Origin of the sequence: Photobacterium sp. WH77, from assembly GCF_022014395.1 — a bacterium.
In the GTDB taxonomy this organism is placed as follows: Bacteria; Pseudomonadota; Gammaproteobacteria; order Enterobacterales; family Vibrionaceae; genus Photobacterium; species Photobacterium arenosum.
Genome location: NZ_JAKLTE010000003.1, coordinates 169612 through 194168 on the forward strand (window position 1 = coordinate 169612; position 24557 = coordinate 194168).

General features: G+C 52.2%; 20 protein-coding genes. 8 read left to right on the forward strand and 12 right to left on the reverse strand.

Annotated features, from left to right (window positions below; all coding sequences use genetic code 11):
* Positions 1-5: 5 nt before the first annotated feature.
* From L6J37_RS04595 to L6J37_RS04605, 3 genes are all read right to left on the reverse strand, one after another.
* Positions 6-1127, reverse strand: a complete 1122-nt coding sequence (locus L6J37_RS04595) for an endonuclease/exonuclease/phosphatase family protein (RefSeq protein ID WP_237794310.1) — start codon at positions 1125-1127, stop codon at positions 6-8.
* 79 nt (positions 1128-1206) lie between these two features.
* Positions 1207-1701 (reverse strand): hypothetical protein, encoded by a 495-nt coding sequence (locus tag L6J37_RS04600; protein WP_192014871.1) that lies wholly within the window; start codon positions 1699-1701, stop codon positions 1207-1209.
* A gap of 241 nt (positions 1702-1942) precedes the next feature.
* Positions 1943-2452, reverse strand: coding sequence for an O-acetyl-ADP-ribose deacetylase (locus L6J37_RS04605; RefSeq protein WP_192014870.1), 510 nt, complete (start codon positions 2450-2452; stop codon positions 1943-1945).
* A 120-nt stretch (positions 2453-2572) separates the two neighbouring features.
* On the opposite strand from L6J37_RS04605, the gene mobB reads away from it, so the two are divergent.
* Entirely contained in the window at positions 2573-3100 is a 528-nt protein-coding gene (gene mobB, locus L6J37_RS04610; RefSeq protein WP_237794312.1) for a molybdopterin-guanine dinucleotide biosynthesis protein B, read from the forward strand.
* A 55-nt stretch (positions 3101-3155) separates the two neighbouring features.
* Here mobB and L6J37_RS04615 read toward each other — a convergent pair whose 3' ends face one another.
* A complete protein-coding gene (locus tag L6J37_RS04615; protein ID WP_442957001.1) occupies positions 3156-3620 on the reverse strand; it encodes an RNA-binding S4 domain-containing protein in 465 nt (154 codons plus the stop codon).
* A 213-nt stretch (positions 3621-3833) separates the two neighbouring features.
* On the opposite strand from L6J37_RS04615, the gene L6J37_RS04620 reads away from it, so the two are divergent.
* The 3 genes from L6J37_RS04620 (at position 3834) to L6J37_RS04630 (ending at position 6455) form a co-directional block, all read left to right on the forward strand.
* On the forward strand, positions 3834-4694 hold the full coding sequence (locus L6J37_RS04620) for a TPR end-of-group domain-containing protein (RefSeq protein WP_192014867.1): 861 nt from the start codon (positions 3834-3836) through the stop codon (positions 4692-4694).
* A 106-nt stretch (positions 4695-4800) separates the two neighbouring features.
* Positions 4801-5259, forward strand: a complete 459-nt coding sequence (locus tag L6J37_RS04625) for a methylglyoxal synthase (protein ID WP_192014866.1) — start codon at positions 4801-4803, stop codon at positions 5257-5259.
* A 215-nt stretch (positions 5260-5474) separates the two neighbouring features.
* Positions 5475-6455, forward strand: a complete 981-nt coding sequence (locus tag L6J37_RS04630; protein ID WP_192014865.1) for an alcohol dehydrogenase catalytic domain-containing protein — start codon at positions 5475-5477, stop codon at positions 6453-6455.
* 20 nt (positions 6456-6475) lie between these two features.
* Here the strand turns inward: L6J37_RS04630 and helD are convergent, their stop codons facing one another.
* Complete coding sequence (gene helD, locus L6J37_RS04635; protein ID WP_237794314.1) at positions 6476-8560, reverse strand: DNA helicase IV; 2085 nt, start codon at positions 8558-8560, stop codon at positions 6476-6478.
* Between the two features lie 157 nt (positions 8561-8717).
* Between helD and yccS the strand changes: the two genes are divergently transcribed.
* Positions 8718-10913 carry a YccS family putative transporter gene (yccS, locus tag L6J37_RS04640; RefSeq protein ID WP_237794316.1) on the forward strand — a complete coding sequence of 732 codons (2196 nt, stop codon included), beginning with the start codon at positions 8718-8720 and terminating at the stop codon, positions 10911-10913.
* 124 nt (positions 10914-11037) lie between these two features.
* Positions 11038-11676, forward strand: coding sequence for a LysE family translocator (locus L6J37_RS04645; protein WP_237794318.1), 639 nt, complete (start codon positions 11038-11040; stop codon positions 11674-11676).
* Between the two features lie 92 nt (positions 11677-11768).
* On the opposite strand, the gene treC is transcribed toward L6J37_RS04645, so the two are convergent.
* The 3 genes from treC to treR form a co-directional block, all read right to left on the reverse strand.
* Complete coding sequence (gene treC / locus L6J37_RS04650) at positions 11769-13451, reverse strand: alpha,alpha-phosphotrehalase (protein WP_237794320.1); 1683 nt, start codon at positions 13449-13451, stop codon at positions 11769-11771.
* Between the two features lie 60 nt (positions 13452-13511).
* Positions 13512-14942, reverse strand: coding sequence for a PTS trehalose transporter subunit IIBC (gene treB / locus L6J37_RS04655; protein WP_237794323.1), 1431 nt, complete (start codon positions 14940-14942; stop codon positions 13512-13514).
* A 214-nt stretch (positions 14943-15156) separates the two neighbouring features.
* On the reverse strand, positions 15157-16119 hold the full coding sequence (gene treR, locus L6J37_RS04660; RefSeq protein WP_192014859.1) for a trehalose operon repressor TreR: 963 nt from the start codon (positions 16117-16119) through the stop codon (positions 15157-15159).
* 304 nt (positions 16120-16423) lie between these two features.
* Between treR and L6J37_RS04665 the strand changes: the two genes are divergently transcribed.
* Positions 16424-17590, forward strand: coding sequence for a Card1-like endonuclease domain-containing protein (locus L6J37_RS04665; RefSeq protein WP_237794325.1), 1167 nt, complete (start codon positions 16424-16426; stop codon positions 17588-17590).
* Positions 17591-17655: 65 nt separating this feature from the next.
* Here L6J37_RS04665 and udp read toward each other — a convergent pair whose 3' ends face one another.
* The 4 genes from udp to L6J37_RS04685 form a co-directional block, all read right to left on the reverse strand.
* A complete protein-coding gene (gene udp, locus L6J37_RS04670; RefSeq protein WP_218384107.1) occupies positions 17656-18423 on the reverse strand; it encodes a uridine phosphorylase in 768 nt (255 codons plus the stop codon).
* Between the two features lie 369 nt (positions 18424-18792).
* Positions 18793-21270 (reverse strand): zinc/cadmium/mercury/lead-transporting ATPase, encoded by a 2478-nt coding sequence (locus L6J37_RS04675; RefSeq protein ID WP_237794327.1) that lies wholly within the window; start codon positions 21268-21270, stop codon positions 18793-18795.
* 157 nt (positions 21271-21427) lie between these two features.
* Positions 21428-21844, reverse strand: a complete 417-nt coding sequence (locus L6J37_RS04680) for a CBS domain-containing protein (RefSeq protein WP_192014856.1) — start codon at positions 21842-21844, stop codon at positions 21428-21430.
* Positions 21845-22004: 160 nt separating this feature from the next.
* Positions 22005-23324: a DUF945 family protein gene (locus tag L6J37_RS04685; RefSeq protein ID WP_237794328.1), complete on the reverse strand. Its 1320-nt coding sequence runs from the start codon at positions 23322-23324 to the stop codon at positions 22005-22007.
* A gap of 169 nt (positions 23325-23493) precedes the next feature.
* Here L6J37_RS04685 and L6J37_RS04690 point away from each other — a divergent pair, with 169 nt between their 5' ends.
* Positions 23494-24486, forward strand: coding sequence for a 2-hydroxyacid dehydrogenase (locus L6J37_RS04690; protein ID WP_218384114.1), 993 nt, complete (start codon positions 23494-23496; stop codon positions 24484-24486).
* Positions 24487-24557 lie beyond the last annotated feature (71 nt).

Below are 24557 nucleotides of genomic sequence, written 5' to 3' on the forward strand. Positions count from 1 at the left end.
TTTGACTAGTCCTTCACCGCTGGCAAACGTATATCGACCCATACCAGCCGGTGATCAGAGCTGATATCGGCCCGCTCTTTGCCGTCTTCGCCAGTAACCAGTCTGCGCAGTGGATCTTTTTTATCCGGCCAGAACACGCCGCTGTTGAGGACATCAAAATCAGCAGAGGGCAGCACGTAATCCAGTCGCAGTCCGCTCAGGTGTGTCCATTCCGAACTTCTGCCCCGGCGCAATTTCCAGGGCCGGAAAAAACGCCCGCCAAGGCTTTTCGGGGTCAGTTTGCCTTCACTGACAGCCCGGTGAACACGAGGGTGATACAGCAGGTGCCGCAGTGCCAGTACCATGCCTTCGCCGTCATGCAAATCGGCATTGAGATCCCCCAGCAACACAAAAGGCGCGTTTTTAGCCAGACCGCCCGAATTGCCCTGATCATCCATCAGATACGCTTCGTCATTGATGATATCCGTCAAAAGGCGCAACTCATCATGGTTACGGCGGGCATTACGCCGTTCAGGTCCGTCAAACACAGGCGGCGTCGGGTGGGCGCAAAGCAGCTGAAATCGCTGATGACCGACCTGTACCGGCAGTAAAAGATGATTTTTCGAAGAGACCCTGAGCTGTGCCATCGCTTCCGGGCTGTAATAGCCTTCAGGCATATGGTTATCCGGCATCTGCTGCCACAACAGGGTCTGCCAGCTGCGGATATCCTCTTCAATCAGCGGATAACGCGACAGCACCACGAAGCTGAAATGACCATGATGAAACCCATAGCCCTGGCCATCCTGCGGCAGGGTTCGTTCGCCGTCCCCGTCCAGATCTGCCTCGCACAGCAAGCCGGTATTCGTAGGGGGACAATAACGGTAAGGGTAATCAATCGCGACCTGGCCATGTTGCGGCTCGGCCAGATAATAGCGGCAAAAGTCAGTCAGGCCGCCGTCATCGCCTCCCTCGCCGGGGTGATCAAACTCGCACAGTAACAGGACATCAGGCTGCACATGCTGAATCATGGCTGCCAGCCGGGCAATTCTGGCGTGGCCCGGCTCCGACAGCTTCTGCCGTATCCGGCCGGGAACAGGATCGGACAAGGCGATATTAAATACCGCAACTCTTAAGGTAGGTGTTGGCACAACGCACTCCCAACAGACTGAAATTCAATAGCCTGTATTGATTGTACGCTGTGTTGTTCAGTTGCTCCAGCGCCTGTCGTCAGCCAGGAATATTCACCAGACTGCTGATAGCCTGATAAATCTGCCTGGCGTCATGCATGGCTCTGTGCCTTGCCGGGCCGAGCTCTTCCAGCGCACGCTGAAACCGGGCTCTTTCTATGCCGTTCTCCTGCTGCAGCCAATGGCCGATTTCTGTCAGTGTAAAGGATGGCCGCATATGGGCAGCATGATAAAGCCGCCCCAGCCAGAACAAGTCCCACTGGCTGTCACAAAACACATAATCCAGCTGCCCCAGCACGCTGTTCAAATGCTGGCAGACTTCCAGCACCTGCATACCATGCTGTTCCAGTTCAGAGCGGGGGATCCGGTGAATACGTTGCTCGGCGTAGCTGTCCCAAAACTGCCAGACATCGCCGGCGGTCAGCGGATTGATCAGGATACTTTGCCCACTGCCGTCAGGAAGTACATAACCCACTTCTATGGGGTAGGATTGATCCGATAAACCTGACGCTTCAAAATCTAATGTTGCCCACATTGCACTCTCCCTGATGCTTATGTCGTCCACGGCTCAGCCATTCTGGTTCCTTCCTTACCGGCAAATCCAGACTGCCGGTAAGCTGAGCCGGACATCTCTCAGTGCGCACAGCATAGCTGCAGACAACTCTCATACCCTGAGAACACATCTGCACTGTGTCACTGGCTACCTTCTCATTAACTGTAGACCCGGGATAATACTTTACCCCCTATTTCATCTGCTTGACGCAGGATTGATACACTTAATCAGACCGCAGCAAACTGTGATAAATGTCGGCATCTTCCTGACTGAAGCAGACAAAGTACACTTTGTCTGGCGAGCTTTGTCCTTCCAGAGACTGGCGGACTGTCTGCACGGCAATACCGGCCGCCTGCTGTGCCGGGAAACCGAATACCCCGGTGCTGATGCAGGGGAAAGCAATCGTTCTGGCGCCTACTTCATCCGCCAGCGCCAGACAGTGCCGGTAACAACCCGCGAGCAATTCGGCCTCATTACGCGCACCGTCCTGCCACACCGGCCCCACAGTGTGAATCACCCAGCGGGCCGGCAGTCGGTATCCGGGAGTGATTTTTGCTTCCCCTGTCGGGCAGCCCTGCAAGCGCCGGCACTCTTCCAGCAACTGCGGGCCCGCCGCTTTGTGAATGGCACCATCCACACCGCCGCCGCCCAATAAGCTGTTGTTCGCGGCGTTGACTATCGCATCCACATTCAAGGTTGTTATGTCGCCCTGCCATACTAATAAATCTGCCATCTCGCTCTCCGGTTTGATCTGACACAGCAAAACGCCAGGGTCCCGGCCAAGGTACTGTGTCGGCACTGACTATCATGTTATTTTAGTGCCAATCTTCCATTAACAGACCAAAGACTGACTATGGCACCCGTTATCGGTTTCGCTGGTTTCAGCGGCTCAGGAAAAACCACATTAATTGAGCAGGTTATCCCGTATTTAAAGCAACACGGGTTACGTGTTGGCCTGCTGAAACACAGTCATCATGATGTTGAGCCGGATACACCGGGAAAAGACAGCTATCGTCTGCGCCATGCCGGCAGCGATCAGCTCTTGCTGGCAACGCCGCATCGGCACATTCTGTTTTTTGAATACCCGGACGATGAAGATCGTGAACCGGCGCTGGAAGATTGCCTGAAGCAGTTGGATCACAGCCGTCTGGACATAGTGCTGGTAGAAGGGTTTCGCGACCAGCCAATCACCAAAATTGAGATTCACAGGCCGGATTACGGCAAACCTTTGCTGTATCGCAAAGATACCAGCATAGTGGCGATAGCCACCAGCGAACCGGGCGACACTCACCCGATTCCTGTGCTGGATTTAAACCAGCCTGCCAGTGTGGCGGCGTTTATTTTGACGTGGCTTGAAAACGCCGAACCGGCGCGGAACTGACAGCAACTATCGGTTTTGACCACAAAGAGATAACAGTCACTGCAGTCGGCATTATTCAGAACATCAGGCGTTTGCGGCCGGTCTGTTGATCGGCATCTTTGCCAATCGTTGCAGACTTACCTGCATTGGCCTTCTTCTTAGCGGCTTTGCTCGCCGACTGATTTTTAGCTGACGGCTTTTTACCCGACTTAGCCGGGCTATGGCTCGCCTGCTGTTCTTTTTTCGGTTTCGCGACTGTAGGTTTGGCAACAGGCTCACTGACCGCTTCTGTCACTGGCTGATCACAGAGCACAACATAAAACTCACTGTTAAACTCTATGACGTCGCCGTCATAAATCTTACAGCGTTTACGCAGTTCAATTTCACCATTCACGGCGACATAGCCTTCAGAGATCGCCATTTTGGCCTCGCCACCACCTCCGACGGCATTGGCAATTTTCAGCACTTTATATAACTCGATGGGTTGAACAGAAACTTCTATCCCAAGTGCTTCAACTTCTATTTCCTGATCCTGACTCACGGTGCTCGACCTGTTATTACTGAGAATGCTGTGAGTATACCACTTTGCCTTCCCTCTCTGCGCATCATTCCTGCTTTCAATTGAGCCAGCTCTCTGAAGACACCTGCAAGTGTACCGACCACAAGGTTTTGGCCCGTTACATAGAGATAGTGAACTCAATCGGTTATGCTTGTTACAACTTTCACGTACATTCCCATTAACAAGGAAAACATTATGCTGAAACTGCTGTATGCCGCTGTCTTCTGCCTGCTCTTCGCCATACCCGCCGTGGCGCAGGGCACAGAAGAAGCGCCCCCCTACTCGGAGCAGCCAGTGTTAGATAAGCCTCTAATGGAAAGGTATATTCTTGATGAAATGAAATCGCTTCGTCAGGATCAGCAAGATCTGGAACGTCGCTTAACCCTCTCTTTTACCGATCGCGAACTGGCCGTGGCCGACAAGTCGCTCAATTATGCCAATGTGACAGTCACCTATTTTTTCTATCTGATCGCCGGTGCTGCCTCGCTCATCGCGCTGGTGGGCTGGCAATCGCTGAAAGAAATCAAGGTCAATACCAAGAAAATGGCCGAACAGCAGTTAAAAGAAATCACGGATCAGTACGAGAAGAAATTCCAGATGCTGGAGCGGGATTTAAAACGTAAAACCCGGATCATCGCGCAGAACAACAAAGAGATTGAGATTATCAATGAAGTGCATAATCTCTGGCTCAGAGCACAAAGCTCGCAAACCGCCGAGCAGCAAATGGAAGTGTACGATGAGATCCTCAAACTGCGACCGGGCGATCTGGAAGCGCTGACTCACAAAGCGGATGCGGCGATGGAAATCCGTGAGTTCCACTGGGCACTGAGTATCTGTAACCGGGTGCTGGAAGTGGATAATACCAATGCCAATGCTCTATACCAGCGAGCCTGTGCGTACGCTTGCCTGGGGGCAGAAGATCAGGCCGTGTCTGATCTTGAACGGGCCATTCAGGGCAGTGCTTTCTTACGTGAACTGGCGAAAGAAGAGAATGATTTTGAAACACTGCACGGTCACGAGCGATTTGAACAACTGATCACTCACCATAACGAGTAACTTTCTCTGCGTATTATTCTTACATGGGATATTCACTGGACAAGCGAATAACAGCAAGCTTAGTATCTGGTTATACGGAGATTATGCCGACTTAACGGAGTAACACATGCACGCCACTACCCGACAGATGCAAGCCCAAAAACACATTGCCCTGGTGGCTCACGATAACTGTAAAAGCCACTTACAGCGCTGGGTCAATGAGCATAAAAGTAAACTGGAAAATCATACCCTGTATGCCACAGGCACTACCGGGCATCTGCTTTCCAAACAAACCGGCCTGCCGATCAATTGTTTACTGAGCGGCCCTATGGGGGGCGATCAGCAGTTGGGTGCGTTGATTTGCGAAGGCAAAATCGACATGATGATTTTCTTCTGGGATCCGCTGAATGCCGTGCCCCATGACCCGGACGTAAAAGCCCTGCTCCGGATAGCCGCGGTCTGGAATATCCCGGTTGCCACCAACCGTGCCAGTGCCAATTTCATGATAGCGTCCACTATGATGGAAGAAGCGGTGTCGATAGAAATTCCGGACTATGAAGCTTACCTGGCCGAGCGCCTGTCTTAAGAAGCCCTGTATCAGCTCTCGAACTGTCGTAAAAACAACACTCAGGCAGCTCACACCCCGCTTCAACCTATCGTCCCCGCACAGACGGGGACCTCCTGCCAGACTGCGACTCAGATTTCCACATTCTTTCCCGCTTTTCCCGCCAGCAAAGCCATGCGTTTAGGTATATGCTTTAAATCAATACCAAAAACAATCTGTTACCCTCATGGTGGCTTATGAAAGCATGGACTCTGACTGAACCCAACGGACTGGACAGCCTGCAGCTGACACGTACCACCCGCCCCAAACCCGGAGCGGAAGAAATCTGTATCAAAGTGGCCGCGATGGGCCTTAACCCGATTGATTACAAGCTGGCCGACTGGGGATACGCCACCTGGCATTACCCGCAAATTGTAGGTATGGACATAGCAGGCACCGTTGAATCTGTCGGGGGGAAAGTGCGGCAGTTTAAGCCGGGGGACAGAGTGTTTACCTTTCTCGACCCGCGTCATTGCGGAGGCTTTGCTGAGTATGTCTGCTGCAAAACGGGCGCCGTCAGCCGGCTGCCTGAAAGAGTCAGTGTTGAACAGGCGGCGGCTTTACCTTCTGCCGGTTACAGTGCCTGGCTGGCTGTGTACGATAAACTCAGGCTCAAGCCGGGGCAGCGAGTTGCGATTACAGGCGCTGGCGGGGGTGTAGGCGGTTTTGCAGCCCAGTTAGCCAAACTGGCCGGGGCCACTGTGTATGCCATTGCTGCTGAAAGGCATCACGCCAGATTACTCAGCTATGGCGTCGATGCCGTCATTGATTCGGATAATGACAATGTCGCCATGAAAATCATTGAATTCACCGAAGATAAGCTGCTGCATGCTGTCATTGACTGCGTTTCTGCCCGTTCAGGCAGCATCATGAGTGCGCTGATCCGCTTCAACGGCCAGATAGTGATGGTGGCTGATCAATTCAATCAGGTCCCCTTACTGGCGACGACAAAAGCACTCAGCATGCATGAAGTGGCGCTGCATGGCACCTATGCTCACGGTGCACCCGAGGATATCCACCATCTGTCTGATATGGGGAACAGTATGAGCAACCTGATTGCCGAAGGAAAACTGGATCCCATGATAGATAAGCTGTTCTCTTTTGAGCAATTGAAGGAAGGGCTGGTGCTGCTGCACAGGCAGCAGCACAGCGGTAAACTGGTGGTGGTACTGGATTAAAATATGAGTGAAGAGCCGTATCAGCTTTTCATTTTTTTAATCTTATTATTGACCTGATACCTGTCTTCAATCAGTTCATTCACAAATGGTGAGAGGGTTTCCGGGTTGGCGCAGATCCAGACATGCTCTTTCGCCCTTGTCATCGCAACATAAAACAAACGGCGTTCTTCTGCATCGGCAATGCCTTCATTACCGCCTGACTGCAGACAAGCCAGCAGCCCCCTGTCCCGATCCTGAGCCGGAAACACACCGCGGTTCACATTGAGCACAAACACGAAATCAGCTTCGCGTCCTTTACTGGCATGGCAGGTCATGAACTGCAGGTTAAGCTGAGGCCACCGGCTCTGCCAGTCGGCCAGCTTTTCAGGTCGCTGATCATGATTGCGTCCCAGCAGTAACACGCTGGCTTCTTTTTTCACTTTAGAAGCCAGCTGTACCAGCTCCTGTTCCAGCAGATCCTGCGCCAGTAATGTCACCGCTTTTCGCTTCTGCTTTTTCACACTGGTCAGCGACTTTTTCAGTTGCTGCGGATTTTGCTGAATAAACATATTAGCCACTTCACCAATCATGTTGTTGAAACGATAGGTGGTGTCGAGTTCCATGACATGACTGGCGCCAAAACGCTGCTCAAACCCAGTGGTCAGATTGACATCGGCACCGGCAAAGCGGTATATCGCCTGCCAGTCATCCCCAACGGCATACAAACTTGGCGCTAAGTTATCTGTCACCGGTGTCTGGCAGATGGCATCGATCAGTGCCAGCCGGTGAGGCGAAATATCCTGATACTCATCCACCATGACAAAACGCCACTGCGGAATGAATTTGCCTTGTCTGACATACTCAGTGGCCGTCTGAATCATGGTGTTAAAATCAATCTGGCGATTGGCTTTCAGGTACTGGCTATACACTTTGTAACACGGCCACAGCAAGGCCAGCTCGCTTTTCATCTGAGCTTTATCACCCGTGCCCATGGCACTGTCGACCAAGGCTGACAATACGGCTTTGTTACCGCCCTGCTGGCCCATCAGTTCAATATGACGCCACACCCAGTTCAGCAAAGGTTCACTGCGTGCCTGCTCTTCAATGGAATTGTCGCCACGAAAACCCGGTATACGCCACTGGGTCAGGTGTTTCTGCCAGCGCTTGGCCGCCGTGTCGTTTTGCCACTGATCTTTAAGCAGGGCAGACAGCCACTCATTGCGGGCATGCTCATCCTGCACTAACGGCGACACACCCGGTAATTCACCTTCAACTGCCTGAATAATCTGGCAGCCCAGGCTGTGGAAAGTCGCAACCCGGATCTCCCTGCCGACTTTGTCTTTCAGGCGCTCGCTCATTTCATCCGCCGCTTTGCGGCCAAAGGCTAACATCAGAATATCGTCCGGCTGGGCTTGCTGGCTCGCCAGCAGATAACCGGCCCGGGCCACCAGCACACTGGTTTTGCCTGATCCGGCCCCGGCCAGTATCAGGTTATGGTCCTGATTCAGCAGTACGGCCTGCCGCTGAGAGTCATTAAGCGGTGACGATTCAATCCGGTCGAACCAAGACGACCACTTCTCGGTTTCTTCCTGCATCCAGGCGGCATTGGTGTCTGTCACCCATTGCGCATTATCGTCGAGCCAGGGGGATATCTGCTCAAAAGCCATGGGACGAAAAGAAGCGGCCAGCTCATCCGTCAAACCGGCCTCTGACAGCGCGTTATGCAGGGAAGATTGCAGATTCAGGTGAGCCGAGCGGCGTTTATAGCCAGGCTGGGTAATAAAGGCGTCGATGCGTGACAGCATCTGCGGCAGATGGGCATCGAGCTTTTCCACCCGCCCTTTCGCCCATTGGCGGTAAGTGTCCACCAGATGGCTGGCGAAAGCTTTACACTCCGCCCAGGGCAAGCCATGCACAGTCCAGCTTGCCGTCTGATCTGCCGAGGTCAGTTCCATCGCGCCCCACAACACCCCGCGGTGTAGCGTCACTGAACCGTCCCAGTCATCAAATGACAGGACTTCACTGTTTTGCAGGCTTTCCAGAACAACCTGTTCTTCATCCAGCTCAATACTGCAATAATCGCCCTGCACTAACCATTGTGCGAGCCAATTGGCCGTTAATCGCATTGTGTTACCTGACACCTTGATTCACTCAGCGAGAAGATTATCAAGAACTGCGCACAGACCATAGCGGTAAGCGCTTTATTTACGTAAAATTTGAGACAAAAATGCCCGCTGCTTCAATGAACAACCCTGTTTATGATCAGCTCCGACCGGATACCCGATGACAAAATTTTCTCTGCAGACCACTTTCCGACGTTACTGGGCAAAAGACCGCCTTCACCTCAGTGCCCGCGTCGCATTAGCTTTGATAGGCGCTGTCGTACCCTGCTGGTATCTGAATGCAACCACGGCTGTCACACCACTGGTGCTGGGGATCATCGCAGCCGCACTGGCGGAAACCGATGACAACCTGACAGGCAGGCTGAAAGCCCTGACAATGACCTTGCTGTGTTTCCTGATAGCCTCGCTATCGGTTGAGCTACTGTTCGATTACCCGGCGCTTTTTGCCATCGGGCTGTTCTCATCCAGCTTTGGCTTCATAATGCTGGGCGCAATGGGCACCCGGTATGCCAGCATCGCCTTTGCTTCTCTGCTGCTGGCTATCTACACCATGCTGGGTGCCGAGAGCAGCCAGAATTTATGGTTTCAGCCCGCCTTGTTGCTGAGCGGTGCCATTGGCTATGGCTTGCTATCGCTATTGTGGCAGATGCTTTGGCCGAATCAGGCAGTACAACACAGCCTGGCCAGTGTCTTTACTGCCCTGGCCGATTATCTGGATGATAAAAGCCGCTGGTTCCGCCCGGTCGACAGCCTTGATCCGCAGCAACTGCGTATTCAGGCTGCAGCCAGCAATGCCAGAGTGGTGTCGGCACTCAATCAGGCCAAACAGACGCTGCTGAACCGGGTTAAACGGGTACAACACAACCAGCGAGGCCATCGCTTTCTCAGCCTGTATTTCCATGCGCAGGATATTCACGAACGTATCAGCTCCTCTCACCAGCGCTATCAGGATCTGGCAGCGACATTTCGCCGCAGTGACATATTGTTTCGTTTTCAGGATCTGATGCAGCAGCAGGCAACGGCATGCCGTAATATCAGCAGCAGCCTGGCAATGGGCAATTACTACCGGCACAGCCTGAATAACAGTCTGGCGCTGGACGAGCTGAAAGAGTCCCTCAGCTTTCTTAAATCACAGAATAATCCCGAATGGCGCGCCTTCCTGACACAACTGGACTATCTGTTCAACAACCTTGCGACTATTGAACGTCAGCTCGCCAACCTGAATAATCCTGACGTGGCTGAAGCGCAGGAAGATACTGAACTGGCCGATTCAGAAGCCCATACTGTCTCCGGTTTATGGCTACGGGTGAAAAGCCAGCTGCATACCGACAGCCAGCTGTTTCGCCATGCGGTACGTATCGCCACGGCTTTGACGATAGGCTACGGCGTGATTCATGTGCTGGACTTACAGCACGGATACTGGATTCTGCTCACCACACTGTTTGTCTGTCAGCCTAATTTCAGCGCCACACGCCAGAAACTGACGCAGAGGATCATCGGCACGCTTGGTGGCCTGCTCGTCGGTCTGCCGCTGCTGTACCTGTTTCCCGGTCAGGAAGGCCAACTGGTCTTGATGGTACTGGCGGGGGTGGCCTTTTTCGTGCTCCGTAACCACAAATACACCCTGGCGACAGGGTTTATCACGCTGCTGGTGCTGTTTTGTTTTAATCAGCTAGGGGCCGGTTTTGCAGTGGTGCTGCCCCGTTTGGGTGATACCTTACTGGGCTGTCTGCTGGCCGTACTGGCTGTGGTCTTTATTCTGCCGGACTGGCAGTCGCGCCGTTTACATAAAATCATGGCGGCCGCGGTCACCACCAACCGCGATTATCTGGCACAGATCATCGGGCAATACCGGATCGGCAAAAAGGACAGCCTGAGCTACCGTGTTGCCCGCCGCGAAGCCCACAATACCGACGCTCAGCTCAGTACCGCCATCAGCAATATGCTGGCAGAGCCGGGCCGTTACCGGCTGGCTATTGAAGAGTGCTTTCGTTTTCTTACCTTAAATCATGCGATGCTGAACTACATCTCGACCTTAGGTGCCCACCGCACGCAGATCGATGAGCACAAAACGCACAAGTTAATTGCGCAGGCTCACAGTCAGATCCATATTCAGCTCGATACGCTGGCCCAGCAACTGGCCGACAAACAATGTGCGCCGCCGCCGGAATCAGACAGCAGCCTAGAGCAAGCACTGACAACCTGGCGGGAAGGGGATGATCAGTCAGTACGCCTGATCCTGCAGCAGTTGTTTCTTATTCAGCGCATGATGCCGGAGCTGTATTCACTGGCCAATAAACTGGCCGCCAGAACGCAGCAGGCCAGCGACATTGCGGTAGCACAGAAAACCAGATAATCAGCCCTTTTCACTGATAAAAAATCAGTCAATCACACCATCTCAGGCGTATATTTTCTTCATTTACGTCTGAGATGGTATAGAATCCCGTCCTTCTTACTTTCCTGATTCACATTCACAGACAATGATTGATTTCACTACACTGCCCTTATACCTCACCGCGGTGGTTGCCCTGTTGCTGGTACCCGGTCCGGATATGCTGCTTATCGCCAGCTCCAGCCTGAGTTATGGCAAACGCGTCGGCCTGTTTGCCAGCCTGGGCAATGCCACGTCCGGACTGGTACTGACCGTACTGGCTGCGATGGGGGTCTCTGCGCTCATCGCCATGAATCCCCTGGCACTGGAGGCACTGCGTTTTCTGGGCGGTGCGTACCTGTTAAAGATGGGCTGGGACTGTCTGCGCAGCACACCGGCTGACTCCCCCACCGTTGGCAGGCAAAATGGACTGGCCCGGGCGCTGTATCGCCGCGCTGTCGTCAGCAATCTGCTTAACCCGAAGGCCTTGATTTTCTTTGTGCTGTTTCTGCCTCAGTTTGTCTCCGGCCAGATTGAAGCCAGCTCAGGTGAGCAGATGCTGGCGCTGGGTTTACTGCTGAACATTATGGGGCTGACGTTTAATCTGCTGCTGGTCGTGCTGGCGGGCACCCTTGGACGGCCATTACTGAATAACCCGGCCTTCCGGGCTAACCAGAATAAGTTCATGGGTTGCATCTTCATCGTACTGGCCATCTGGCTGCTGCTTTCTCAGTTGCCGCAGATGTAACAAGCACCACCGCCAGAGGCGCTGGTTTAGCAATACAATGAAAAATGGCCTCCTGTTCCCAGTGAGGCCATTCCTTTATGGTGACTGCGGATTCAGGTAAATAACCAGATCCGGCTTTCAAAAGGCCGCAGCCTTCCGGTCAGGCTGATCTCACCGGCTTGCTCATCGTTATAGTTCGCCAGCAAGGTTTCCCCCCGGCTGACAGGCAGATCAGACAAACAGCTCAAATCAAACGCTACTCTGTCTGCACTGTAGTTATTCAGGCAGATCAGTACCTGACCATCGCACTGCCTGCGATACACATGCAGAGCCTGATCGTCCGGTAATAAATCCGTGTAATCGCCGTCTGCTATCACAGCGATTTTCTTACGCAATGCAATCAGCTGCCGGTAATAGTGGAACACGGAATCCGGATCGGCTACCGCCTGCTCCGCATTGATAGCCGGGAAGTTCGCAGCAACGTCAATCCAGGGGGGCCCTTGGGTAAAACCGGCATGAGGATGGCTGTCCCACTGCATCGGGGTGCGGGAATTGTCCCGCGAGCGCTCGGCCAGAATCGCCAGCGCATCCCGCTCGCTGATCCCCTGCTCCTGAGTCAGAATCCGGTACATATTGATGCTTTCCACATCACGATACTGAGCGATATCCGAGAACCCGGGATTGGTCATACCCAGCTCCTCGCCCTGATACACATAAGGGGTGCCCTGCATCATATGCAGTGACGTGGCGAGCATTTTGGCTGACAGTTCACGGTATACACCATCATCGCCGAACCGGCTCACCACCCTTGGCTGATCATGGTTACACCAGAACAAGGCGCCCCAGCCTTTGTCATGCAAACCCTGCTGCCAGTGGCTGAACAGCTGTTTCAGTGCCAGAAAATCCATCGGCGCCAGTTTCCATTTTTCGCCATTCGGATAGTCGACTTTCAGGTGATGAAAGTTAAACACCATCGACAGCTCTTTGCCGTCCTTGGCTGAATACTGTTGGCAATGTTCCAGTGTGGTCGAGGACATTTCCCCCACAGTGACCGAACCATACTGCTGAAACACATCCGCACTGATCTCCTGAAGGTATTGGTGCACTTTCGGCCCGTCGGTATAAAAACGCCGGCCGTCGCCTGAGTCGTCGTTCGGGAAGTCCTGCTGTTTGGAAATCAGATTGATGACATCCAGACGGAAACCGTCCACCCCTTTCCCGGCCCAGAAACGGATAACCTGTTTCACTTCCTCACGCACTTGCGGGTTTTCCCAGTTCAGGTCGGCCTGCTCTTTGGCAAACAGGTGCAGGTAATACTGCTGTGTCGGTTCGTGCCACTGCCAGGCATTGCCGCCAAATTTTGACTGCCAGTTATTCGGTTCGCCGCCATCCACGGCATCGTGCCAGATATAGTAATCACGATACGGGCTGTGCTTATCCGCCAGTGCCTGCTGAAACCAGATATGCTCAGTCGAGGTATGGTTCACCACTATGTCCATAATGATGCGGATTCCCCGCTGGCGGGCGGCATCCAGCAGACGGTCGAAATCTTCCATGGTGCCGAAATCCGGATTGATACTGTAGTAGTCGGAAATATCGTAACCATTATCAATCATGGGCGAGGCGTAGACAGGGGTCAGCCAGATTGCATCCACTCCCAGCGTCTGAAGGTAATCCAGACGTTGCGTAATGCCTTTAATATCGCCCGTGCCTTTGTTGCCGCTGTCGGCAAAGCTCTTGGGGTAAATTTGATAAACCGTCGCTGTTCGCCACCAGGGCTGAGCTATCTTCGTCATGTTGCTTAACCTGTACAGAAAAAACGGCAGCCGGAACACTGCCGTTGAAAGTGATTGCCGTTACGCGGCTTGTGGTTGCTGATCGAGCTTGCCTTTCGCAGCGGCACGCTTGTACATCACAATGGTCAGCACCAGCGGCACCACAATTGCCACCAGCATCGCCAGCAGATAGATCAGCCAGTACTGGGGCTGAATAGACAGAATACCCGGCAAACCACCGACCCCAATGCCGTTGGCCATCACACCGGCGGCACCGCAAATTGCTGCAGCCAGTGCTGAACCTGTCATGGCACTCAGCATAGGGAATTTATATTTGAGGTTAATCCCGTACATGGCCGGCTCTGTCACCCCCAGGTAAGCTGAAATCGCGGCGGGTACGGAAATCTCACGCTCATTTTCTTTCTTGCTGATGATGATAATGCCGACCACGGCAGATGCCTGAGCAATATTAGACAGCGCAATCAAAGGCCAGATAGGCGTTCCGCCCATGTCCTGCATCAGCTGCAAATCCACGGCGTTGGTAGTGTGGTGAATACCGGTAATTACCAGCGGGGCGTATAGGAAGCCAAATAACACGGCCCCGAGAATCGCAAAATCCCCTGTCATGGCCGCTTTCGCGACATACGCCACACCATCGCCCAGCATACGTCCGAACGGACCTATCAGGGCATGAGCCAGGACAACCGCCGTTACCAGCGAAATGAAAGGAACGATAACCAGGTACAAATAATCCGGGATAATGCGTCTGAGATTGGTTTCAATAAAGGCTAACGCAATACCGGCCAGCATGGCGGGGATCACCTGAGCCTGATAGCCCACTTTCTCAATCACAAACCAGCCGAAATCCCACACTTCCGGCACTTGCTTACCGATCAGATAAGCATTCATCAATTGTGGTGAGACCAGGGTTATCCCCAGTACTATGCCCAAAATAGGTGTGCCGCCCAGTTTTTTCACGGTTGACCAGCACACACCTACAGGCAGGAAGAAGAAAATTGCTTCACCAATCAGCCATAAAAAGGCATGCACCTGCGCCCAGAACGGGCTGATCTGGGTGAGAGTTTGGCCATCAAACATCGCAATATCGCCGATGACATTTCTGAAACCGAGGATCAGACCGCCGGTGATAATGGCAGGTAACAGGGGAACAAAGATTTCGGCCAGGTGAGAGATACCGCGCTCAAGCAAGCTCATATTCTGCCGGGCGGCGACTTTTGCCTCATCTTTACTGACCGCTTTGTCACCTAACATTGCATTGAGCTGCTTATACACCTGGTCAACTTCGGTGCCAATCACCACCTGAAATTGCCCGGCGTTAGTAAAACAACCTTTCACCATAGCAATGGCTTCCAGATCAGGCACACTCGCCGCTTTCGGGTCTTTCAATACAAAACGCAACCGGGTCAGGCAGTGGCTGACACTGACGATGTTTGCCTCGCCGCCTATTCTGGCGACCAGCTGCTCTATCTGCTGCTTATCTATTTTACTCATGCCAATATCCGTCTAAGTCGTAAGGTACACAGGGTATTGTTATTGTTTTTACATTTTTGGGAATGTTCCCAACCAACAACCCCAATGATGAACCCGATAGAAAACATTGCAAATGGGAATGTTCCCATTTTGTGTTTCAGCTCACGAAGCGTGTCATTTTATTCAGAATAGACGGTAAACGGAGGAGTATGTGCCTGAACGCTCAGGCACACAATCAGAATGGCAGACAGGAACGCTGCACCAGATGGGTGACATCCGCACTCTGGCGAAGGTGCTGTAACAGCAGATCGGCGGCGCGCTGACCCGCGTCAAAATATCCGGGATCGACACTGAAGGTGTTGGGAAACATAAACTGCAGCAAATCTGTCGCCCCGACACCAGACACCAGAACGTCGGTCCGGTTTAACTCCTGCAGTCTTTTTGCCACCCCCATCGCCAGAGTATCACTGGCACAGACAATGGCCTGGGTCTGCGTGGAAAGCACAGCGTCTGTTAATGTGTAAGCACTGTCATAACTGAGCTCGCCGGTTTGATAACAAGGCTCAATGTGCTGTTGCGCACAGGCTTCCAGATAAGCGTCCAGACGCAATTGCCCTGTTGTCCGGTCGGCAGGATCAACCCCCATATAGCTGATATGTTTGAGGCCCTTGCCAGTGAACTGAGCCATCGCCAGGGAAATCATGCCCTTGTTGTCGTAACTGACAGATGAGACAGAATCGGTATCAACAGCAATCACAACGGCACGTTGTGTAAAGCTGTCTAAAATAGCGCAATCAAACCCGGAGAAACCAAATACGATGACCCCGTCGACATTACGCTTTTCCAGCACCGCGATGTGCTCGCGGGTTTTATCGGTACAGAACTGGCTTTCCATGATAACGGCGTCATAATCAGCCGCGTAGATGACTTCCAGAATACCGCGCACCGCTTTATTTTCTGACGGCGAATCCAGCCGCGAAACAAGAATACCAATGACCCTGCTGTTACCACCACGCATTGATTGGGCTGACTTAGACGGCACATAGCCGGATTCCCGGATCACCTGCTCCACTTTTTCTCGTGTCGCCGGTTTCACTCGCGGATCGTGTGTCAGCACTCTGGAGACGGTTGATTTACCCACCCCGGCCAGTTTAGCGATATCAAGAATAGTCAGTTTTTGTGCCTGTTTTGGTGTCATAGCGCCCTCAGTTCAATACGTCCCCGGGGAAGGGCTTCAGGTTCACAGCCTGCATAAATGCTGTATTGTCACAGTCTTAGAGACAAATGCAATGCCTTTATACCGCAACATCCCCTCACACAAAAAATGCACCAAATTGACAATCCCCCAACAAAAACGGCGGAGATATCCGATACTTTCTTTAAGTGCTTGAAATAAGTTTTCCATGCACCCATATAAAATAAATACTTACTCACTTTCTGGTGTCGGCCGTTTCTGGCTTTCTGTTCTTTGCCGGTATCAGCCGAAGTACAAAAGGATAATTATGATTACTCATGTTGGCATTATCGATCAGGACCCGGTCAGGCTGATCACTTCCCTTTTAGACCACGGTGTCCCAGCCGGAAAGATGATTTTTATCGGTACAGAAGCGCAGCAAGAAACCTATGGCCGCCTGAGTTCTATACTGATACCCCGCGATATTGAGACTGAATTTTTCACCATTCCCGACTCCATCAATATTACAACCCTTCGCCAGCGACTGAATGAACTGGCAACCCGTTTGAAAGAGTCAAACAGTGAAGTTTGGTTCAATGCCAGTTGCGGCCTTCGCCACCGCCTGCTGTCTGCCTATGAGGTGTTCAGGAGCTACCAATGGCCGATTTATGTCATTGAGCCCTACAGTGATGAGATGTGCTGGCTGTATCCCGCCGGCCGGGAGCAACAGCAGGTTGAAGACCGCATCCAGCTCACCGATTACCTGACTATCTTCGGCGCGCGTGCCGAGTTGCCCGAAACAAGTGTACCGGAAGCCCTCAATCAGCAGCTCTGGGATCTGGGGCAACGCTGGGCAAGCTCAGCGCTGGAACTTGGCCCCGGGCTGGCCACTCTGAATTATCTGGCGACAACGTGTCGCAAAGAACAGAAACTGGATGTCGAGTTGAGTGACAAACAGCAGGGATACAAAGAACTGGCTCTGCTGATCAACGATCTGCAGGAAACTGGCCTGGCACACTATAACAATGGCATTCTGACGTTCAAACACGAAGAAGCCCGACGCTTTGCCAACGGTGAATGGCTGGAGAACCTGGTTCACAGTACCGTAAGAGCTATTCAAAGCAAGCTGCCTACCATACAGGATCATTCACTGGGCGTTCAGGTGTATCGTCAGATTGGCGATCGGGAAGTACGCAATGAGCTTGATGTGGCGACTGTCGTTAATAACAAGCTGCATATCATTGAGTGTAAAACCAAAGGCATGCGGGATGATGGCGACGATACCCTGTACAAACTGGAATCCCTGCGAGATTTGTTAGGTGGCCTGCAGGCACGTGCCATGCTGGTGAGTTTCCGCCCTCTTCGTCACCATGATCTGATACGGGCTGAAGATTTAGGGCTGGCGATTATCGGCCCTGAACAGCTGGGTGAGCTGGAGCAACACCTGCATACCTGGTTCAAAGCTGCCGGCGGCCAGGCCAACCGACTGCTGTGACCACTTTGGTGCGGCGAAAAAAAACCGATGCATCTGGCATCGGTTTTTTTATGTCCGGTAACTGATTACTTGTTCAGCATACGACGAGCTGCGTCAACAACAACACGGATAGCACGTGCTTCTGTTTCTTTCAGCGTCGTGTGATCAGGCGTCTCTTTTTGAGTACGGTTGATAATCACACCCGCCACACAGCCGGCACGCAGACCCGAGCTTGCACACATGGTCAGTAAGGTGGCCGATTCCATTTCAAAATTCAGCACACCCATGTCCTGCCATTCTTTCATCGAACCCTGGAAACGACGGACAACGCGGCCAGAGAACGTGTCGTAGCGCTCCTGTCCCGGATAGAAAGTATCACTGGAAGCCGTCACACCTGTGTGCACTCCTGTGTCTTCCGCATCGCACGCTTCTTTCATCGCAGTCGCCACGTCGAAATCAGCCACTGCCGGGAATTCCATTGGCGCAAAGTGCAGGCTGGCACCGTCCAGGCGCACAGAGCCAGTGGTCACTATCATGTCACCCACGTTGATATGCGGCTGAATTGCACCTGTCGTACCAACACGCAGGAAAGTACGTACACCCAGTTGAGCCAGCTCTTCAACAGCAATTGAGGTGGATGGGCCGCCGATACCGGTCGAACATACTACAACGGATTTACCATCCAGCTTTGCACGATACAGCGTGTACTCACGGGCACTGTTCAAAAACTCAGGCTCATCCATCAGGTTGGCAATTTTTTCAACGCGTGCCGGGTCACCGGGAATAATAGCAATTTCAGCGCCCTGAAGATCAGCTTTAGTAACACCCAGATGGAATACCGCGGTCTCAGACATAATTCTATCCTTCATTGTGTGGCCTGCTTTGTGGCGGCCTATTATGGGATCTTATTCAACAACTTGAACTCTCGAATACCCGCTAACCATAGCTCATCACTGCCACCATATTGGTGATTAACATCACATTAAAGGCACATGTAAATGCAACAGATTCACCAAAACAGATCATATGTCACACTATTATGCAATCTGGTTTCTTTTCCTGAAGCCATGCACTTTCACCAGACAGAAGGCATCCGTTTTGGTTTTAGCTTGAGCAATCAATGTTATATGTTGCCTTATTAAGGCTCTGCATAAAGAAAAGGCTCGAGCCAGTGCTCAAGCCTTCTGATTGTAGCTCAGCCTGAGCGCTGAACCAGCATCACATTACTTACCTGGCTTAAACCGCAGCAATCTCAGCGCATTCACAGTCACCAGCGCTGTGGCACCGCTGTCTGCCAGTACGGCAACCCAAAGCCCTGTCCAGCCCAGCAAAGTGGTGAACAGGAAGATCAACTTGAGGCCCAGGGCCAGACTGATGTTCTGACGGATATTGGCCAGCGTCATTCGCGATAAAGCAATCATGTCCGGTAATTCGTTAAGACGGTTATGGGTCAGTGCCGCATCGGCGGTTTCCAGTGCCACGTCCGTGCCGCTTCCCATTGCGATACCGACACTGGCCATTTTCATCGCCGGCGCATCATTAATGCCGTCGCCCACCATAGCCACTTTATAGTCACGGCTCCACTGAGCGACTTCAGTGACTTTATCTTCGGGCAACAGGCTGGCCCGAAAATCGACACCGACCTCAGAAGCGATTGCCTTGGCAGCCCGCAAGTTATCACCGGTTAACATCACACTGCGAATGCCTAACGTTTTGAGCCTGTCGACCGCCACCAGGGCATCCTCACGCAGATTATCCCGCCAGGCGATCAGTCCGACCGGCACGTTATCGCGTAGCACCACTACCAGGGTTTTGCCTTCATCGCTCAGGTTGTCGATGTCAGCCTGCTGGGATTGGGTTATCCGGCCGGGATCATCAAGACGATCTGTGGCGAGAAGGTGGATGACAGTACCAGCAACCACACCCTGTATCCCGCGGCCAGGCAGCGCTTTGCGGTTTTCAGCATGCGGCACCGCCAAACCCTGCTGGCGGGCTTTTTCGATCACAGCCTGCGCCAGCGGATGCAGCGATCCGGTTTCTATTGCGGCGGCTTCGCTAAGCAGCTTTGTTTCATCGCCTTGCCAGACGAGCACATCCGTTACCCGCGGTTTACCCTGGGTTAAGGTGCCTGTCTTATCGAACGCGACCACCTGCGTCTGGCCCAATTGCTCCAGTGCCGCACCGCCTTTAATCAGGGCTCCGCGACGTGCCGCTGCCGCCAGTCCCGAGGTAATAGCCGCCGGGGTTGAGATCACCAGAGCACATGGGCAGGCAATCAGCAGTAATGTCAGTCCTTTATACAGCCATTCATCCCAGGACAGGCCAAACAACACAGTCGGAACCAACACAATCAGCGTCGCCAGAGCAATCATCGCAGGGGTGTACCAGCGGCTGAAACGATCAATAAAACGTTCTATCGGTGCTTTACTGGCTTCTGCGTTTTCAATCAGGTGCAGTATACGGTCGATGGCATTTTCACCCTGTTCAGACTCGACTTTGACCCGCACCAGATGATCGGCCGACAGTGAGCCGGCAAGAATTCGCTCTCCCGCAAAGCGCTCTACAGGCACTGATTCACCGGTTAAGGCACTTTCATCAAAGCTGGCTGCCTTATCAAGCAATATGGCATCAGCGGGCAGCCGGGCACCCGGTGCCACTTCAATAACATCGCCGGGACGGAGCTGATCGGCGGCCACTTCGCGTACCTGGCCGTTGGTGTCGACACGCATCGCTGTCTCCGGCACCAACGCCATAAGGGCTTTTACCCCGCTGCGGGCACGGGCAGACGCATAGCCTTCCAGTTGTTCACCAATGAGAAACAGCAATAACACCATCGCCGCTTCAGCCGTTTCGCCCAGATAGAGCGCGCCAACAGCAGCCACACTCATCAGGGTTTCAATTGAAAACGGCGAACCGTTTTTAGCCAGTTTGATGGCTTTACCAATAATCGGGGTCAAGCCCACCAGCGTGGTGGCTGAAAAAGCAATCAACCCCAACGTGTCAGACTGAGTGGATATTAAATAAGACACTAAAACCAGGGCGGCTGTCAGCGCGAGCATGCCATAAGTCTGCATGAACCCCGGAGCAGGGACATCTTTACTCTGCTGCGGCCGACGCAATGGGAAGCCCGTTGCTTTGGCGGTGGCCTCCACCTCAGACATCATGCGCGATGACGTTCCGGCGACCACCAACTTCTCTGTGGAAAAGATCACCGATGCCTGCTCGACACCGTCGATAGCCAGAATAGCTTTTTCCAGCTTTGCAGCACAGCTCGGACAATCCATGCCCTGCACTTGCCAGCTAAAACGCGCAACGGCAGTTGGTTCAGTACTTTGCTGAGGGGCTGCACCCTTTGCCGGCGATGCCTGATGAAAGCTGTTTGGATTATCCGATTCATAGGAATGAGTAGCAGCGGAGCCTGACGGCGTCTTATGGGGGGTAATTTGCCGGATACCGGACAGGGCAGCAGCCTTATCGCCATGGGGCTGTGTTGACAATAAAACTCGCCGCCTGGCGGGGTCGCTCTCTTCACTGCCTCCTGAGTCGCACGATCCTTCACAGCAACCTGCCGTCACAGAAGCGGACACACCACCGGCAGCAGAGACAGCCATTGCACCCTGTTCGACACATACACTGCTGCCGGTACTGGCAGGCTTGATGGTATGGATGTGCGGTTTTTTATTATGGCATTGATGACACATACTGTTATTCCTTATTCAGTCAAAGTAAGCTTCTGGATAAATATAAACCTTGGAGTTACCTCCAAGGTCAAGCGATAAATACAGATCTCAATCATTGAGTGAATGGATGAATACAGAGCTCAAAAATACAGGCGCAGCAGCGCCTGTACAAACAGCATTAAACCGGGTGCTTAAAGCAATCACCAATTTGATCACTGATAGCGGAAAGCACATTGCGGCGGGTAATAATACCAACCAGTCTCCCGCCTTCCACAACCGGATACAGCTTAGGTTTTTGCCCGGACATGGTTTCAGCAAGAGTAATAATGCTGGTCTCCGGGTTGACTGTCAGCACATCCGTACGCATGACATCACCCACTGTGTGGGTATCCTGGCAGTGATAACCGACTTTCAGTAACTTCTGAATAAAATCCTGTTCAGACACAAAGCCCACCACTCTGCGGTACTCATCAACAACAGGCCCGCCAATCTGCTTGGATGACAGCATCTTGTCCAACGCTTTAGACAACGACATACCTGCTTCAAAGGTTACCGGTCGGGTATTCATATAATCTCTGACTTTAATCGACTCCATGTATCCCCCTGAAATTTTTCTTATATAACCGCAGGCAGATTCAGAGTGTGTCAATCTGAGTGCTTATCCCTGCGCCGATACCTTAAGTGTCGTCGATTTCAGCAAAATGTCTAAATTGATAGGTTCTATTTTATTCATTGCCGTTACCTATGATGCGTGCTTAAGAAAGGAGCAACATCATAAACATAGCCAGGGGTAATTGATCGCCATTACCCAGAATTACCTTATCGCCCACCAGTTTCAGAGCAATAAATGCCCTGTCTTCTTTAATCGTCAGCACACCGCTTTTAACCAGCCTGTCGGTCTGAGGTTCCAGCCCTTCAGTCCATGTCAGCAACTCGGACGGGAACTCAAAATACATATCACCATCAAGTTTGCTGGTAATTTGTGCCAGATTCTGCGACGCGCGCGCCAAGCCAGGCTGCACAGTAAGACGAACATTGCCTTTTATTGGCCCTTCCGGTGCTGCCACACTGATATCTTTCAGGTTCACGGTCAGCCCTTTGGCAACCAGCAGATCCAGCGCTAACGCCATATCCTGAACCTGAGCCGGGGATAATTCGCCGTCCAGCTGATCACCCAGCGCACTGAGCCGGGTTACCGCGTCATAATCGAGATCAGACAACAGTAAATCGACATTGAATCTCTGGTATTGCTTGCCGTCCAGACTGGTCAGAGACGCGATGCTGAACTGGTTGCTGTTTGTTAACTGGGCACTGACTGCCGGGCTATCCTCTGTCGCCGCTTTACCTTCTGACAGACTATTGAGTGACGCTACCTTAATGGTATCCAGATCCACAGACTCTTGAGTCTGATGATTGGCAAACGCCAGTTTGCTTATCTGCAGTTGCTGGTTACCAATCCAGAAACGTCCGTCCCAGCGGCCATCCCCGCCACCTGTCACACCAGATACCTGCATGCTTTCATCTGCCACAGTCTGTAATAACGCGTCTTTCAGCGCATAACTGAAAGTGCCGTTTCCATCAGCAGAGACAGTGCCGGTAAACGTCAGCGGCTCAGACTGAAAGGCATTGCCATCCTGATCGTTATAGACAAAAGGATTCAGGGTTAAATCAAGATCTGTTTTTCTTGTCAGTGCAGTGTGCGTAGTTAAGGTTAATGGCACCGCATCACTGCCCCACCAGGCTTCAACCTGAGAGGCGACCTTATCATCAACCACCAGCGTACTGTTGGAAGTAACCCCAAATACTCCATGATGAATCTCATGTGCAATATGCCATTCAGTCGGCCAGTCCTGCTCTGCGAAAATCTCTTTCCAACTGGACTTCAGCGCAATTTTCGACACAGCATGAGAGGTCAGATATCCACGATCATAGCGCTCAGTGGTGACAGAAACATAAGGGCTGTTGTATTCCCCCACAGTGTCCTGATAAATACGTTCGCCAATCTGACCGACTGCCAGAGGCCAGCACAACACCACTGCTACCGCACCTGCAACAGCTCCTATTTTTCCTAACATGTTTCTTTCCAATGATTATTTCGTAATGAATGCAATGAGTGTATTACAAACACCATCTTTGCTCTATGGATCAATGACTTTTATCACTGAGCACGGGTGATTAATCTGCTTGTCAGCCGGTGCGCACTGTGGGAAAGTGATCGCAATTTCAGATTCAAGGAGTGCAGTGATGAAAGTTGCCGTGTTCAGCGCCAAAAAATACGATCAAATTTCTTTCAATAAAAGCAATCAGCTTTTTGGCCACCAACTGAGTTTCTTCGATATTCAACTCAACCTGCAAACCGCGAAACTGGCCCACGGCTATGATGTTGTCTGCGCATTTGTGAACGACGACCTGAGCAAACCCGTGATTGAAGCTTTATCTATTCTGGGAGTGCGTGCCATTGCCATGCGCTGTGCCGGATTTGATAAAGTGGATGTGGATGCCGCCAAAATGTACGGTCTGCAAATTGTTCGGGTTCCCGCTTACTCTCCGCAAGCCATTGCAGAACATACTGTTGGGTTAATGCTGAGTCTTAACCGTAAAATTCACCGTGCATACCAACGCACACGGGATGCCAACTTTTCATTGGACGGCCTGACGGGTTTTAACTTTTATGGCAAAACCGTCGGGGTTATCGGCACCGGCCGGATAGGTATCGCCACCATGCACATCCTGAAAGGCCTGGGCATGACCATTCTGGCCCACGATCCTTATGAAAACCCGGAAGCGATAAATCTGGGGGCGACTTACACTTCGCTGGACGAGATTTACCGCCAATCGGATGTCATTACCCTGCACTGCCCGATGAGCAAAGAGAATTACCACATGTTGGACGCGCGTTCTTTTAGCAAGATGCGCGACGGTGTCATGATCATTAATACCAGCCGTGGTGAACTACTTAACTCGAAAGATGCGATTGAAGCACTCAAAAGCCAGAAAATCGGCTCACTCGGAGTGGATGTCTACGAAAATGAAAAAGATTTATTCTTTGAGGATAAGTCCAACGACATTATTCAGGATGACGTTTTTCGTCGTTTATCTTCCTGCCACAATGTGCTGTTCACCGGTCATCAGGCCTTCTTAACGGAAGAAGCGCTGGCCAACATCGCCGACACCACGCTCTCGAATCTCAATCATTTTGCGCAAGGGACAAAATCTGGCAACGAATTAATACAATAAAAATGTTCTATCCATTATTGTGATAAAATAGCTTATTAAAAATTTGTCAATGATCACAATTATGTGATTTT

Bases quoted from the DNA above. Each gene is read 5' to 3' on its own strand.
- L6J37_RS04600 (WP_192014871.1), bottom strand. From the start codon at position 1,701: ATGTGGGCAACATTAGATTTTGAAGCGTCAGGTTTATCGGATCAATCC.
- L6J37_RS04605 (WP_192014870.1), bottom strand. From the start codon at position 2,452: ATGGCAGATTTATTAGTATGGCAGGGCGACATAACAACCTTGAATGTG.
- mobB (WP_237794312.1), top strand. From the start codon at position 2,573: ATGGCACCCGTTATCGGTTTCGCTGGTTTCAGCGGCTCAGGAAAAACC.
- L6J37_RS04620 (WP_192014867.1), top strand. From the start codon at position 3,834: ATGCTGAAACTGCTGTATGCCGCTGTCTTCTGCCTGCTCTTCGCCATA.
- L6J37_RS04625 (WP_192014866.1), top strand. From the start codon at position 4,801: ATGCACGCCACTACCCGACAGATGCAAGCCCAAAAACACATTGCCCTG.
- L6J37_RS04630 (WP_192014865.1), top strand. From the start codon at position 5,475: ATGAAAGCATGGACTCTGACTGAACCCAACGGACTGGACAGCCTGCAG.
- helD (WP_237794314.1), bottom strand. From the start codon at position 8,560: ATGCGATTAACGGCCAATTGGCTCGCACAATGGTTAGTGCAGGGCGAT.
- yccS (WP_237794316.1), top strand. From the start codon at position 8,718: ATGACAAAATTTTCTCTGCAGACCACTTTCCGACGTTACTGGGCAAAA.
- L6J37_RS04645 (WP_237794318.1), top strand. From the start codon at position 11,038: ATGATTGATTTCACTACACTGCCCTTATACCTCACCGCGGTGGTTGCC.
- treC (WP_237794320.1), bottom strand. From the start codon at position 13,451: ATGACGAAGATAGCTCAGCCCTGGTGGCGAACAGCGACGGTTTATCAA.
- treB (WP_237794323.1), bottom strand. From the start codon at position 14,942: ATGAGTAAAATAGATAAGCAGCAGATAGAGCAGCTGGTCGCCAGAATA.
- treR (WP_192014859.1), bottom strand. From the start codon at position 16,119: ATGACACCAAAACAGGCACAAAAACTGACTATTCTTGATATCGCTAAA.
- L6J37_RS04665 (WP_237794325.1), top strand. From the start codon at position 16,424: ATGATTACTCATGTTGGCATTATCGATCAGGACCCGGTCAGGCTGATC.
- udp (WP_218384107.1), bottom strand. From the start codon at position 18,423: ATGTCTGAGACCGCGGTATTCCATCTGGGTGTTACTAAAGCTGATCTT.
- L6J37_RS04675 (WP_237794327.1), bottom strand. From the start codon at position 21,270: ATGTGTCATCAATGCCATAATAAAAAACCGCACATCCATACCATCAAG.
- L6J37_RS04680 (WP_192014856.1), bottom strand. From the start codon at position 21,844: ATGGAGTCGATTAAAGTCAGAGATTATATGAATACCCGACCGGTAACC.
- L6J37_RS04685 (WP_237794328.1), bottom strand. From the start codon at position 23,324: ATGTTAGGAAAAATAGGAGCTGTTGCAGGTGCGGTAGCAGTGGTGTTG.
- L6J37_RS04690 (WP_218384114.1), top strand. From the start codon at position 23,494: ATGAAAGTTGCCGTGTTCAGCGCCAAAAAATACGATCAAATTTCTTTC.